We start from the raw sequence: 12,670 nt of genomic DNA, 5'->3' as shown, positions 1-12,670 counted from the left end.
CGTGCGAGATCGGTGACGCCGGCAAATTGAAAAAGTATGTTGATGCTATATCACGCGACCACGCAATTGGCGTGTCTTTCTCGACGGCCTACTTTGCACCGGCGATCACGCCTTCGCGATTCTTGAGTACGCGATAATAGGCCCACCACAGATGGGCGGCGGCGCCGCGCAGCGGCCGCCACGGCTCGGCAAGCGGCGCCATCTGCTTCGGCGTCGGCCGCTCCTTCAGGCCGAGCCCGACCTTGACCGCCTCCTGCACCGCGAGATCGCCCGCCGGCCACGCATCGCCATGGCCGAGGCAGAACAGAAGATAGACGTCGGCGGTCCACGGGCCGATCCCGGGCAGCGCGGTCAGCGTGTTGTGCGCGGCATCGGCCTCCTCGTTGGCGAGCACGTCGAGGTTCAGCCGCTCCTCGGCGAGCTCGCGGGCGATATGCTTCAGCGTCTTGATCTTCGCGGCGGACAATCCGAGCCGGCCGAGCCGGTCGGCGCGCGCCTTGCGGATGGCATCATGGTGGAACGGGTCGAAGGCCTGGCTGACGCGGCCCCAGATCGCGGCAGCACTCGCGGTCGACAACTGCTGGCCGCAGACGATCGCGGCGAGCCCGGCAAAGCCCGGCTCGCGCTGCCGGATCGCCGGCATGCCGGTCGCTTCGAGGATCGGGCGCAGGCGCCGATCCTGGTCGACCAGTTTGTGGACGGCGTCGTCGAGGTCGGCCTGGGTTTCGAGATGAATCAGCATTGCGGGATCGTTTCGACTCGTCATGCGCGGGCTTGACCCGCGCATCCATCTCCTATCGTAACAGAGTCTTCTCCAGATGGATTGCCGGATCGAGCCCGGCAATGACGCCCGGTCAAACGCCATGCCACCCGTTTTCCGTTTCGCACCGAGTCCGAACGGCTACCTGCATCTCGGCCATGCCTATTCGGCCTTGCTCAACCATGACCTCGCACGGCAGAGGGGCGGGCGCTTCCTGCTGCGGATCGAGGACATCGATTCGACGCGCTGCCGACCGGAGTTCGAGGAGGCGATCTACGAAGATCTCGCCTGGCTCGGCATCGCCTGGGAGACCCCGGTGCGGCGGCAGTCCCAGCATTTTGCCGCCTATCGCGCGGCGATTGACCGTCTGTCGGCGCAGGGGCTGGTCTATCCGAGCTTCGAGAGCCGCGCCGAGATCGCGCGGCTGGTCGCCGAACGCGAGGCCGGTGGCGGCTGGCCGCGCGATCCCGACGGTGCGCCGCTTTATCCGGGGGCGGCGAAATCGCTGTCGGCCGGGCACCGCGACCGGCTGATCGGGCACGGCGCGCCGTTCGCGTTGCGGCTCGATATGGCCGCGGCCTGCGCGGGGGCCGGTGGCCTGCACTGGCGGGAAGCGGGCGAGGGGCCGGCCGGCGAGAGCGGCGAGGTCGCGGCCCGGCCCGAGGCCTGGGGCGACGTGATCCTGGCCCGCAAGGAGACCCCGACCAGCTATCATCTCTCGGTCGTGATCGACGATGCCCTGCAGGGCGTCACCGATGTGGTCAGGGGCGTTGACCTGTTCTGGTCGACCAGCGTGCATCGTCTGCTACACGCGCTGCTCGGCCTGCGCGCACCGGCCTACCGGCACCATGCGCTGGTCCTCGACGCGACGGGTCAAAAACTGTCCAAATCCACCCGCGCGACCGGGCTGCGCGAATTGCGGGATGCGGGGGCGAGCCCCGCCGACATCCGCCGTCTGGTCGGTCTGGAGTAGTCCTCCACTGACGTGCTGCGCTCCTCTCCCTCTGGCGGAGGCGATGGGGCTTGCGCGGTTTCGGAATAATAGAAAAATATCCCCGATTTGCCCGACAAGTCAAGTTGCGGCGTCAGGCGCCGGCGCGGCCGCCGCCTCCTTTGCATGGGGTTGTTTTCGACATTTTGGCTGGAGGTGCGCGCTGTTCTTGCAAGGGAGGGCGCCGCAAGTGGATGGACCGCTTACCATCATCCTGATTTGCCTTGGCTCCTCCCAAACAGCGCCGTGACTCTGCCACTGCTGGCATGCCATGTTGCCTCCGGGGCGGGGTCACGAGATCATGGCGGCATCATCGCGCGGACGGCGCAGCAAGCGGCGAGCAAAGGGCGCGCCGTCGACGACCCGCGCCGCCGACACCCGCAAGGTCAAGACTAGCAAGTCCAAGACTCCCAAGTCCAAGACTCCCAAGTCCAAGACCCGCAAGCCCAAGCCGGCGGCCAAGCCGCGCCACACGCGGCCCGCGCCAAAGACATCAGCCAAGTCCGGAGCCAGGTCCGGAGCCAAGTCCGGTCCCGGCATGGTCGAGACCGCGCTCGCCGCCTTTGCCCATGAGGTACGGACCCCGCTGACCGGTATCCTCGCGATCAGCAACCTGCTCGCGACGTCGGAGCTCGGCGAGCGCGAGCGGCGCTGGGTCGACACCATCAGGGCCGGCGCCGAGCATCTGGCGAGCCTTGCGACCCTGTTCGTCGATGCTGCCCGCAGCGAGGGGCCGGGGCTCGAGATCCGGCAGGACTTCTTCGACCTGCACACGCTGGCGCGCCACGCCGGCGATTCGCTGGCCGGCCGGGCGGCAGCCAAGGGACTGCGGGCCACGATCGAGATCTCCGCCGAGCTGCCCGCCTTCGCGGTCGGCGATCCCGTGCGCCTGCGCGCGGCGCTGGAAAACCTGATCGACAACGCCGTCAAGTTCACCGAGCAGGGCAGCATCGAGCTGCGCGTCACGCCGGTGCCTGCGGCCAAGAACGCGGCGAAGCGACGGGCGGACGGCAGGGTCGGCGTTTCCTTTGCCATCGCCGACAGCGGCATCGGCCTGACGCTGTCGGAGGTCAAGCGCCTGTTCCGGCCGTTCTCGCAGGCCAACGTCTCGATCGCTGCGCGGTTCGGCGGCTCCGGGCTCGGCCTGTCCTCGGTCAAGCAGCTAGCGCGCGCCATGGGCGGCGACATCGTCGTGGCCCAGCGCTCAGGCGGCGGCACGGTCTTCACGCTCAGCGTGGTGCTGGTTTCAGCCGAAGGCACGGCCGGCGCGCCCGCGGGCGAAGGCACGGCGGCGCCGTCGTCGCAGGGGCTGCGGCTGCTCAGCGTCGAGGACAATCCGTTCGGCCGCGTCGTGCTCAACACCATCCTGACCGAGCTCGGTCACCATGCCGAATTCATCGGTCAGGGCGAGGGCGCGGCCGACAGGCTCGGACAGGGTGCCTTCGACGCGGTGCTGATGGACATGGTGTTGCCCGGCATCAGCGGCGTCGAAGCCATCAGGCGCATCCGCGCACTGCCGCCGCCGCGCGGCCGGATCGTGATCGTCGGGATCTCCGGCCGTGCCGAGGACGAGGCCGCCGCGCGTGCCGCCGGCGCCGACGCCTTCCTGGTCAAGCCTGTTTCTCCGCGGGCACTCGCAACTGCGCTGCATGAAGCGACACGCCGCGCGGCAGCCGCGACTTGATGATCGCGGCGTTGAGTTCGCCGCCGAACACGAAGATCGCGGCGATGAAATACATGAACACCAGCGCGATCACCACCGAGGCGAGCCCCGCATACATCGTGACGTAGTTGTTGGCGAAGCGCGCCAGGTACATGCCGAAGCCGATGCCCGAGATCAGCGATGCCACCATCGTGAAGATGATGCCGGGCAGGATCTGGGTGAAGCCGCGGCGCCCTGCCGGCAGCCAGGCATGCAGGATGAACAGCGCGACGACCAGCGCCAGGATCGTGATGCCGTAGCGGGCGATGTTGAGCAGGCTCTCGTTGGATTCGACGAAGAACGGGATGTAGCGCCGCGCCGCCTCGATGATCAGCGGCCCCAGCACGATCAGGAACGCCATTGCGAGCGAGGTGAACGCTGCGACCAGCGTGTAGCCGATCGATTCCAACCGCAGCCAGTACCAGCGCCGCGGCTCGATCACGGCATAGGCGCGGTTCAGCGCCACCCGCAGCGCCTCGACGCCGTTGGATGCGAAGTACACCGCGAGCACCGCGCCGATGGTCAGGATGTCGCCGCGGGTGTTGGTCAGCACGTCGTGGATCTGGCCGGACAGCGCCTCGGCGACCTGATCCGGCCAGACCTGGAGCAGCAGCCCGACCGCTTGGTCCGCAAGCTCCTTGGAGCCGAAGAAGCCGGCCAGCGACGTCAGCACGATCAGGAACGGAAACAGCGCCATCAGGGTCGACAGCGCGATGTGGCTTGAGATCGCCCAGCCGTCATCGGCGAGGAACGTGTAAAAGGCATCCATCACGACGTGGGTGACGTAACGAAGCTGCTTCACATTCCACCCGGCATTGTCGAAAACGGCTCGGTCCGAGAACGGACCCAGCATCTGATATTACGCACTGAAAAGCCAGTTGGTTGCATCGGTCGCCTGTGTGGAAGTCCGCGTCCTGCGGTGTTATGTACCGCAGATGACATCTCTTCTCAGTACGATCATTCTTCCCATCGCAGTCGGCGCCGTCGCGCTGGTGCTCCTGCTCGGCCTCGTCAACATGATGAAGGGCGGTTCGCCGAACACATCGCAGAAGCTGATGCGGCTGCGCGTGCTGCTGCAGTTCGTCGCCATCGTCATCGCGATGCTCGCGGTCTGGGCGATGGGGCGATAACAGCGAAGTGCAAATCTTAGGAGATCACGGCCATGGTCGTTCTCAATCGGATCTACACCCGCACCGGCGATGACGGCACCACCGCGCTCGGCTCCGGCGAGCGGCGGCCGAAATACGATCTGCGCGTCGCCGCCTACGGCACGGTCGACGAGACCAACGCCGCGATCGGCGTGGTGCGGCTGCATCTGGCCGATCGTCCCGAGGTCGATGCGATGCTCGGCCGGATCCAGAACGATCTGTTCGATCTCGGCGCCGACCTTGCGGTGCCGGAGCGCGAGGGCAAGGCCGAACGCCTGCGCGTGCTGACGAGCCAGGTCGAGCGCCTCGAGCACGACATCGACAGCCTCAACGATCAGCTCGCGCCGCTCACCTCGTTCGTGTTGCCCGGCGGCACGCCTGCCGCTGCATATCTGCATCTCGCCCGGACGATATGTCGCCGCGCGGAACGGATGATGGTGGAACTCGCCGCCCGGCCCCACGAGCCGGTCAATCAAGCTGGCATCCAGTATATGAACCGCCTGTCGGATTTCCTGTTCGTTGCCAGCCGCTTCCAGAACAATAAGGGGGCGGGGGACGTGTTGTGGGTGCCGGGCCAGAACCGTTAGACTGGCTCAAAACCGGGTGACGGTTTTTTGGCTTTGGCGCGTTGACCGGGGGAAACGGGACCTTTAGGTTCCGCGCCAGCCAACCGAAACCCATAAAATCAAAGCGAAAGAGGATCGATGAAGGTTCTTGTGCCGGTAAAGCGGGTCGTCGACTACAACGTCAAGGTCCGCGTCAAGAGTGACGGGACGGGCGTGGAGCTCGCCAACGTCAAGATGTCGATGAACCCGTTCGACGAAATCGCCGTCGAGGAAGCACTGCGGCTGAAGGAAGCCGGCAAGGCGACCGAAGTGGTGGTGGTGTCGATCGGACCCGCGCAGGCTTCCGAGACCATTCGTACCGCCCTTGCGATGGGCGCCGACCGCGGCATCCTGGTCAAGGCCGAAGGCAATGTCGAACCGCTCGCGGTTGCCAAGATCCTGAAGGCGGTGGTCGAGGCGGAGCAGCCCGGCCTCGTCATTCTCGGCAAGCAGGCGATCGACGACGATTCGAACCAGACCGGCCAGATGCTGGCCGCGCTGCTCGGCTGGTCGCAGGCGACCTTCGCTTCCAAGCTCGAAGTCGAAGGAAGCGACTTCAAGGTCACGCGCGAAGTCGACGGCGGCCTGCAGACCATCAAGCTCAAGGGCCCGGCGATCGTCACAACTGACCTCCGCCTCAACGAGCCGCGCTATGCGTCGCTGCCCAACATCATGAAGGCGAAGAAGAAGCCGATCGACGACAAGAGCGTCGCTGACTACGGCGTCGATGTGACGCCGCGTCTGGAAGTGCTGAAGACCGCGGAACCGGCAGGCCGCAAAGCGGGCGTCAAGGTCAAGGACGTCGCCGAACTCGTGAACAAGCTCAAGACCGAAGCCGGGGTTCTCTGATGACGACGCTGTTGATTGCTGAACACGACCACGAGACCCTGAAGGACTCGACCAACAAGGCGCTGACCGCGGCGAGCCAGCTCGGCGGCGACGTGCATGTGCTCGTTGCCGGTGGCGGCCAGGGCACCAAGGCGGCGGCGGAAGCAGCCGCCAAGCTCGCCGGCGTCAGCAAGGTGCTGGTGGCCGAAGGCCCAGCCTATGAGCACGACCTTGCCGAGCCGCTGGCTGCGCTGATCGTCGCGCTGGCGCCGAACTACGATGCCTTCGTCGCGCCCGCGACCTCGCGCTTCAAGAACGTGATGCCGCGCGTCGCAGCGTTGCTCGACGTCATGCAGGTCTCGGAGATCATCAAGGTCGTCGCGCCCGACACCTATGAGCGGCCGATCTATGCCGGCAACGCGATCCAGACCGTGAAGTCGAAGGACGCCAAGAAGGTGATCACGGTCCGCACCTCGACCTTCGCCGCAGCCGGCGAAGGCGGCAGCGCGGCGATCGAGAACGCCGCATCCGCCGCCGATCCGGGCCTGTCCACGTTCGTCGGCGAGGAGGTCGCCAAGAGCGACCGTCCGGAACTGACCTCGGCCAAGATCATCGTCTCGGGTGGCCGCGCCATGCAGAGCCGCGAGAACTTCGCCAAGTACATCGAGCCGCTCGCCGACAAGCTCGGTGCCGGCGTCGGCGCCTCGCGTGCCGCGGTCGATGCCGGCTATGCGCCGAACGACTGGCAGGTCGGCCAGACCGGCAAGGTGGTGGCCCCGGAACTCTATGTCGCGGTCGGCATCTCCGGCGCGATCCAGCATCTGGCCGGCATGAAGGACTCCAAGGTGATCGTCGCCATCAACAAGGATGAAGACGCGCCGATCTTCCAGGTCGCCGATTATGGCCTGGTCGCCGACCTCTACCAGGCGGTTCCGGAGCTCACCGAAGCGCTCGGCAAGCTCGGAAAGTAAGCGACAAGACATCGGCCGGATGGGTAAGCTCCGGCCGGTGTTGTGATTTTCGAGGCAATGATCTGGAAACGTTTTTCCGGAAGGATCGTGCCCGACAGGGGGAAATGGGATCGGGATGTGATGACCTGTCATCACATCATGGTCCCGGGAAGCGTTTTCCGGCGGATTGGGCAACCCGGAAGGCTGCACTTCGGGTATCGTTGGGATTGGGCAGGCGCGACATGCGCGCCGTTCCGGTGGATGACAAGATGACGGTGGCAATCAAAAAGGTCGGCGTGATCGGTTCGGGCCAGATGGGCAATGGCATTGCTCACGTGGCGGCGCTGGCCGGCTTCGACGTGGTGCTCAACGACGTGTCCGGCGACCGGCTGAAGTCGGCGCTGGCGACCATCAACGGCAATCTGACCCGCCAGGTCGCCAAGAAGGCGATCAGCGAGACCGAGCGCAAGCAGGGGCTCGACCGCATCACCTCCGCCGAGACGATCGATGCGCTGGCCGACTGCGATCTCGTGATCGAGACCGCGATCGAGAAAGAAGAGACCAAGCGCAAGATCTTCCACGACGTCTGCGCGGTGCTGAAGCCGGACGCGATCGTCGCGACCAACTCGTCGTCGATCTCGATCACGCGGCTCGCCGCCTCGACCGACCGCCCGGAGAAATTCATCGGCATTCATTTCATGAATCCGGTGCCGGCAATGGAGCTGGTCGAGCTGATCCGCGGCATCGCCACCGACGACACGACCTTCGACACCGCCAAGGCGTTCGTCGCCAAGCTCGGCAAGCAGGTCGCGGTGTCGGAAGATTTCCCCGCCTTCATCGTCAACCGCATCCTGCTGCCGATGATCAACGAGGCGATCTACACGCTGTATGAAGGCGTCGGCAACGTCGAGGCGATCGACGCCGCGATGAAGCTCGGCGCGCACCATCCGATGGGCCCGCTCGAGCTCGCCGATTTCATCGGCCTCGACACCTGCCTGTCGATCATGCAGGTGCTGCACGAGGGGCTGGCTGACTCCAAGTACCGGCCATGTCCGCTGCTGGTGAAATATGTCGAAGCCGGCTGGCTCGGACGCAAGAGCCAGCGCGGTTTCTACGACTATCGCGGCGACAAACCGATCCCGACCCGGTAGTCAACGCGCCTTCAGATCAGTGCCCGCAGCAGCGCAAGCGTCGCGGGCACGAGACTGACAACCATCGTCACACCCGTTCCAAGCCCGAGCAGATGCGCCGTCAGCGCGATCCGCTGGCTCTGCGCGTGAGGCGTCATTGCAGTGCCTCGCAGGCGCGCTTCAGTCGCCTCGCGGCTTTCTCGATGGTCGATGATGGGTTGGCGAAGCTGACGCGGATATAGGGCGACAGCCCGAGATCCTCGCCGGGAAACACCACGACGTCCGCTTCCTCGAGCAGATAAGTCGAGAAGTCTCGGTCGGTCTCGATCACCTTGCCGTCAGGCGGGCGCTTGCCGATCACGCCGGCGCAGTTGACCAGCAGATAGAACGTGCCTTCCGGCGGCGTGCAGGAGAGCCCGTTGCATCCGTTCACGAGTTCGGCAAAGCGATCGCGCCGCGCGCGAAGGATGGCGGCGCGCTCGAGCAGCACATCCTGCGCGCCATCGAGCGCGGCGACCGCCGCGGCCTGGCTGATCGACGATGCGCCCGACGTGGTCTGCGACTGGATCGCGATCATCGCGCGGATCAGCGCCACAGGTCCGGCGGCATAGCCGATCCGCCATCCCATCATCGCGTAGGACTTGGCGAGGCCGCTGACGGTCAGCGTCCGCGGCTTCAGGCGCGGCTCGATGTTCGCAAGCGTCGGCGCAGGCGCGCCGTTGAATGCGATGTGCTCGTAGAGCCCGTCGGCCAGCACAAAGATGTCCGGATGCTTCAACAGCACCGCAGCGATCTCGGTGAGATCCTCGCGAGAATACAGCGCGCCGGAGGGATTGACCGGATTATTGATCACGATCCAGCGCGTCCGCGCCGAGATCGCCGCCTGCAGATCCTCGGCGCGCAGCTTAAAGCCGTTGTTCTGCACGCACGGGATGACGACGGGTGTGCCGCCCGAAAGCCGCACCTGGTCGAGATAGGGCGCCCAATAGGGCGCGGGGATGATCACCTCGTCGTCCGGCGCCAGCGTCGCCAGCAGCGCATTGAACAGCGCCTGCGTCGAGCCGTTGGTGATGACGATCTCATTCAGCCCATAGTCGAGACGATGGTCGCGCCGAAGCGCGGCCTGCACCGCGCGCTTCAGCTCCGGTTTGCCGTCGACATCGGTGTAACGGGTCTCGCCGCGCAACGCCGCTTCGTGCGCCGCCGCGATCACATGGTCAGGCGTCGGGAAGTCCAGATTGCCCGACGACAGCTCGATGATGTCGCGCCCGGCGGCGCGCAGCTCGCGGGCGCGGCGGCGTAGCACCGATGCAGGCGACGCCTTGATGCCGCTCATGCGCGGCGAGAGTGTTGGGACGGCTGAAGCAAGGGCCATGGCGGTCTCCTCAGGTCGAATTGTCTCCGGCCGAACCTAGGAGTTTCTTGATCATTGAAAAATCATATGAAATGATATTTCAATGATATCATTTTTAAATGTAGCTCCATGAAGGCGCTCGATGTCGAGGCGGTCCAGGCCTTTGTCCTGGTGGCGGATCTCAGCAGCTTCACGCGCGCGGCGCAGGTCATGGAGACCACGCAGTCGGCGGTCAGCCTGAAGATCAGGCGGCTGGAAGACGGGCTCGGACGGCGGCTGCTGGAGCGAACGCCGCGGCTGGTCCGGCTGTCCGCCGAGGGCGCCGCCTTCCTAGGCGCGGCGCGCAACCTGGTCGCCGCGCATCAATCGGCGATCGGCTCGTTTGCAGTCGAGCATCGGCGCCTGGTCGTCGGCATCAGCCATCACATCGTCGGATCGGAGCTGGCCTCGCTGTTGAAGCGGATGAACGCCACCGATCCGGGGCTGGTGATCCAGCTGCATGTCGATACGTCACGCGCGGTGCTCGGCGCATTCGACGACGGCAAGCTCGATGCGGCGGTCGTGCTGCGTCATGACGCCAAACGTCGCGACGGCGACGTGCTGTTCGAGGAGCCGTTCGGCTGGATGGCTGCACCCGATTTTCATCATCGGCCTGGCGAGCCGCTGCGGCTCGCGACGCAAGCCGAGCCGTGCAGTGTGCGGGCCATGGCGGTCGAGGTCCTCGACGCTGCCGGCATCGCCTGGACCGAGGCGTTCGTCGGTGGCGGGCTATCGACCATCGGGGCCGCGATATCAGCTGGTCTCGCGGTTGCCGCGCTGGCGCGCCGGGTGGCGCCAGCCGATACCATCGACCTCGGGCCGCGGCTCGGCCTGCCGCCATTGCCGTCGCGCGACGTCATGCTGCACTCGAAACTGTCGGACGCGCGGACACGGCAGGCGCTGCGCACCCTCGGCGCAGCCTTTGCGGCGAACGCGGCCTAGACGTCCGTCATTCAGCCAAGCGACACCCGGCGCGCCTGAGCATGTCGCGGATGATCAGCGGCGTGGCCGGCGTCTCGGCTGCGGCGGTGGCGGGAGCAGTTGCGATCGCATCGCGGGCCTGCTGGGCGTCGAGCGTCAGCCGTCGGGTACAGGGCGGCAGGCCGCGCGCGGAATCCAGCAGCCAGCCGGCGGTTTCGCCCGACCCGGCCAGATACGCCGTCAACGTCTGGCGCGCGGTCGGATTGGTGGCGGCCTGATCCAGCATGGCCCTGACCTGCGCCACCGAGATCTGTCCGCGCGATGTCGAAGGCTGCGCCTGCGCGGCTGTCGCCAGTAAGAGAAGAGCGCAGATGGCGTGCGCCGGACAATCGAGCATGAGGTGGACCTTTCGAGGCATGTTGACTTGCAGATATTAATTATCGTAAAACAATAATATCAGGTCAACGGTCCCGAGGTCGAGCATGTCTGTGTCCCTCTCGTCAGAACTTTCCCGGTCGACACGGCCGGCCCGGCTCGCGCGCATCAGCGCGATCAGCCGCCTGCTTGCCTATGCCTGCACCGGCATCTCGTTCGTGCTCGCCGTGGGATTGCTGGCCTATTGGCTGGCGAGCCCGGATGAGGCGATCCTGCGCGATGCGGGGCTGACCGGCATTGCGTTCCATCCGATCGGCTGGCTGGTCCGCCTGATCGCTCTCGTGGTCTCGGCGCTGCCGCTGGCCGGTCTGATCTGGGGACTGTCGCGGGTGCGGCGCTGCTTCAATTCGTTCGCGGCGGGACGCTTCTTCACGGCGGATAATGTCGCGGGGTTGCGCGACCTCGCGATTGCGATGCTGGCCTCGACCGTGATGAAGCCGCTGATCGGCGCGTTGCTCTCGATCCTGCTGAGCTGGCAGACCTACGCGGTGGGGAAGTCCGTCGTCATCGCATTCGGCTCCGACACGCTGCTGGCGCTGTTGTTCGCGGGTCTGGTCGCGGTCACGGCCTGGGTGATGGCTGAAGCCAATGCGATCGCCGACGAGCACGCGCAATTCGTCTGAGGCGGTTGCGATGCCGATCCGGGTCCGGCTCAACGTGATGCTCGCCGAGCGCAACGTGAAATCGAAGGAGCTTGCTGAATATGTCGGGATCACCGAGGCCAATCTGTCCCTGCTCAAGCAGGGCAAGGTGAAGGGCGTCCGGTTCGACACGCTGGAGCGGATCTGCACCTATCTGAAGTGCCAGCCCGGCGACCTCCTGCGCCATGAAGACGACGATGCGTCAGCCTGACACGGCGATCCGTTACCCAAGCATTAACTTTCGCGCGCTACCTAAGGTCGAACTTGGGAGTACCGCGTATGGACACGATGAGCATGGTCAGCAGCATCCTCTCGATGCAGCAGGGCAATCTGCAGGGTGAGATCGCGACCCGCGTGACCAAGCAGAACCTCGACGCGGAAAAGTTCGCGGTTCAGACCCTGCTCGGCAGCCCCTCTACCGCGAATCTGGCGCCCGGCGTCGGCGGCAACCTCAACGCCGTCGCCTGATCAGAAGCCGGCCGCGGCAGGCTGTAGAGCCGCCTTCACCAGCTTGATCGCATCGTCGCTCGCCCATTCGGCGGGGCCGGCGATATTGGCGATTTCGCAGCCCTTGCCGTCGACCAGCACCGAGGTCGGCATGCCCAGCGCCTTGCCTATGTTCTTAAGGTCCTGGAATACCTTGGCTTTCTGGTCGCTGAAATAGCCGAGATTGGTCAGGTTGGCCTCTTTCAGGAAGTTTTTCGGCTTGTCCGGGTCGCGGGTGTCGATGTTGATCGCGACCACCTCGAAATCCTTGCCGCCGAGCTTGGTCTGCAGGCTGTCGAGCGCCGGCATTTCCTTGCGGCAGGGCACGCACCAGGTCGCCCACAGATTGACCAGCACGGTCTTGCCGCGCCAGTCCGACAGCTTCTTGGGCTGGCCGTTGGCGTCCTCGAAGGCGAGATCGGGCAGCCTCAAGGGGGTGGTCGCCATGGTCAGCGCCGCGACCTCGCCATGGGCCAGCGGGGCGATCTTCTTGGCCAGGTCCACCGCGCTGTTGCAGGCGACGTCGCCGCCCGCCGGATGCCTGAGGCCGGAGACCCCGACATAGCCGAGCACGGCTCCGACCAGCACGGCGCCGATCACCAGCGGGATGCGCCATTTGGCCGTCGGCTTGGCGGTCGGTTCGGACGGGGTCGTCTCGGGCATATCGTTTGTCATCCTGG

The 12,670-nt window shown here is 65.7% G+C and carries 17 protein-coding genes; 11 read left to right on the top strand and 6 right to left on the bottom strand.

The window, feature by feature from the left end; all coding sequences use genetic code 11:
- Nucleotides 1-88 precede the first annotated feature (88 nt).
- Entirely contained in the window at nt 89-742 is a 654-nt protein-coding gene (locus tag CK489_RS01650; protein ID WP_095731050.1) for a DNA-3-methyladenine glycosylase family protein, read from the bottom strand.
- A gap of 121 nt (nt 743-863) precedes the next feature.
- Here CK489_RS01650 and gluQRS point away from each other — a divergent pair, with 121 nt between their 5' ends.
- On the top strand, nt 864-1,733 hold the full coding sequence (gene gluQRS / locus CK489_RS01645) for a tRNA glutamyl-Q(34) synthetase GluQRS (protein WP_095731189.1): 870 nt from the start codon (nt 864-866) through the stop codon (nt 1,731-1,733).
- 319 nt (nt 1,734-2,052) lie between these two features.
- On the top strand, nt 2,053-3,435 hold the full coding sequence (locus CK489_RS01635) for an ATP-binding protein (protein ID WP_198960799.1): 1,383 nt from the start codon (nt 2,053-2,055) through the stop codon (nt 3,433-3,435).
- Here the strand turns inward: CK489_RS01635 and CK489_RS01630 are convergent.
- Nucleotides 3,362-4,306: a YihY/virulence factor BrkB family protein gene (locus CK489_RS01630; RefSeq protein ID WP_198960798.1), complete on the bottom strand. Its 945-nt coding sequence runs from the start codon at nt 4,304-4,306 to the stop codon at nt 3,362-3,364. The two genes, CK489_RS01635 and CK489_RS01630, sit on opposite strands and share 74 nt — an antisense overlap.
- 82 nt (nt 4,307-4,388) lie before the next feature.
- Here CK489_RS01630 and CK489_RS01625 point away from each other — a divergent pair, with 82 nt between their 5' ends.
- From CK489_RS01625 to CK489_RS01605, 5 genes are all read left to right on the top strand, one after another.
- Nucleotides 4,389-4,583: a twin transmembrane helix small protein gene (locus tag CK489_RS01625; RefSeq protein ID WP_050422790.1), complete on the top strand. Its 195-nt coding sequence runs from the start codon at nt 4,389-4,391 to the stop codon at nt 4,581-4,583.
- Between the two features lie 32 nt (nt 4,584-4,615).
- A complete protein-coding gene (locus CK489_RS01620) occupies nt 4,616-5,188 on the top strand; it encodes a cob(I)yrinic acid a,c-diamide adenosyltransferase (RefSeq protein WP_095731047.1) in 573 nt (190 codons plus the stop codon).
- A gap of 117 nt (nt 5,189-5,305) precedes the next feature.
- Complete coding sequence (locus CK489_RS01615) at nt 5,306-6,055, top strand: electron transfer flavoprotein subunit beta/FixA family protein (RefSeq protein WP_021079449.1); 750 nt, start codon at nt 5,306-5,308, stop codon at nt 6,053-6,055.
- Nucleotides 6,055-7,005 (top strand): electron transfer flavoprotein subunit alpha/FixB family protein, encoded by a 951-nt coding sequence (locus CK489_RS01610; RefSeq protein WP_021079450.1) that lies wholly within the window; start codon nt 6,055-6,057, stop codon nt 7,003-7,005. Before CK489_RS01615 ends, CK489_RS01610 begins: the two co-directional genes overlap by 1 nt.
- Nucleotides 7,006-7,253: 248 nt before the next feature.
- Nucleotides 7,254-8,135: a 3-hydroxybutyryl-CoA dehydrogenase gene (locus CK489_RS01605; RefSeq protein ID WP_095731187.1), complete on the top strand. Its 882-nt coding sequence runs from the start codon at nt 7,254-7,256 to the stop codon at nt 8,133-8,135.
- A gap of 11 nt (nt 8,136-8,146) precedes the next feature.
- Here CK489_RS01605 and CK489_RS42565 read toward each other — a convergent pair whose 3' ends face one another.
- Complete coding sequence (locus CK489_RS42565) at nt 8,147-8,272, bottom strand: hypothetical protein (RefSeq protein WP_283807237.1); 126 nt, start codon at nt 8,270-8,272, stop codon at nt 8,147-8,149.
- Entirely contained in the window at nt 8,269-9,489 is a 1,221-nt protein-coding gene (locus tag CK489_RS01600) for an aminotransferase class I/II-fold pyridoxal phosphate-dependent enzyme (protein ID WP_245350219.1), read from the bottom strand. Before CK489_RS01600 ends, CK489_RS42565 begins: the two co-directional genes overlap by 4 nt.
- Before the next feature lie 108 nt (nt 9,490-9,597).
- Here CK489_RS01600 and CK489_RS01595 point away from each other — a divergent pair, with 108 nt between their 5' ends.
- Nucleotides 9,598-10,449 carry a LysR substrate-binding domain-containing protein gene (locus CK489_RS01595; RefSeq protein WP_050629452.1) on the top strand — a complete coding sequence of 284 codons (852 nt, stop codon included), beginning with the start codon at nt 9,598-9,600 and terminating at the stop codon, nt 10,447-10,449.
- A gap of 7 nt (nt 10,450-10,456) precedes the next feature.
- Here CK489_RS01595 and CK489_RS01590 read toward each other — a convergent pair whose 3' ends face one another.
- Nucleotides 10,457-10,825 carry a chlorophyllide reductase gene (locus CK489_RS01590; RefSeq protein WP_095731045.1) on the bottom strand — a complete coding sequence of 123 codons (369 nt, stop codon included), beginning with the start codon at nt 10,823-10,825 and terminating at the stop codon, nt 10,457-10,459.
- 85 nt (nt 10,826-10,910) lie between these two features.
- Here CK489_RS01590 and CK489_RS01585 point away from each other — a divergent pair, with 85 nt between their 5' ends.
- The 3 genes from CK489_RS01585 (at nt 10,911) to CK489_RS01575 (ending at nt 11,972) form a co-directional block, all read left to right on the top strand.
- Entirely contained in the window at nt 10,911-11,486 is a 576-nt protein-coding gene (locus CK489_RS01585) for a DUF2975 domain-containing protein (protein ID WP_050629454.1), read from the top strand.
- A gap of 10 nt (nt 11,487-11,496) precedes the next feature.
- Nucleotides 11,497-11,715: a helix-turn-helix domain-containing protein gene (locus CK489_RS01580; RefSeq protein ID WP_021079458.1), complete on the top strand. Its 219-nt coding sequence runs from the start codon at nt 11,497-11,499 to the stop codon at nt 11,713-11,715.
- 68 nt (nt 11,716-11,783) lie between these two features.
- On the top strand, nt 11,784-11,972 hold the full coding sequence (locus CK489_RS01575; RefSeq protein WP_050629455.1) for a putative motility protein: 189 nt from the start codon (nt 11,784-11,786) through the stop codon (nt 11,970-11,972).
- Here CK489_RS01575 and tlpA read toward each other — a convergent pair whose 3' ends face one another.
- Nucleotides 11,973-12,653, bottom strand: coding sequence for a thiol:disulfide interchange protein TlpA (gene tlpA / locus CK489_RS01570; protein ID WP_050629509.1), 681 nt, complete (start codon nt 12,651-12,653; stop codon nt 11,973-11,975). It lies immediately after the preceding gene.
- Nucleotides 12,654-12,670: the final 17 nt, after the last annotated feature.

It is taken from the genome of Bradyrhizobium sp. UFLA03-84 (assembly GCF_002289535.1).
Lineage (GTDB): Bacteria > Pseudomonadota > Alphaproteobacteria > Rhizobiales > Xanthobacteraceae > Bradyrhizobium > Bradyrhizobium viridifuturi.
This window is presented reverse-complemented; position numbering and strand designations above follow the sequence as displayed.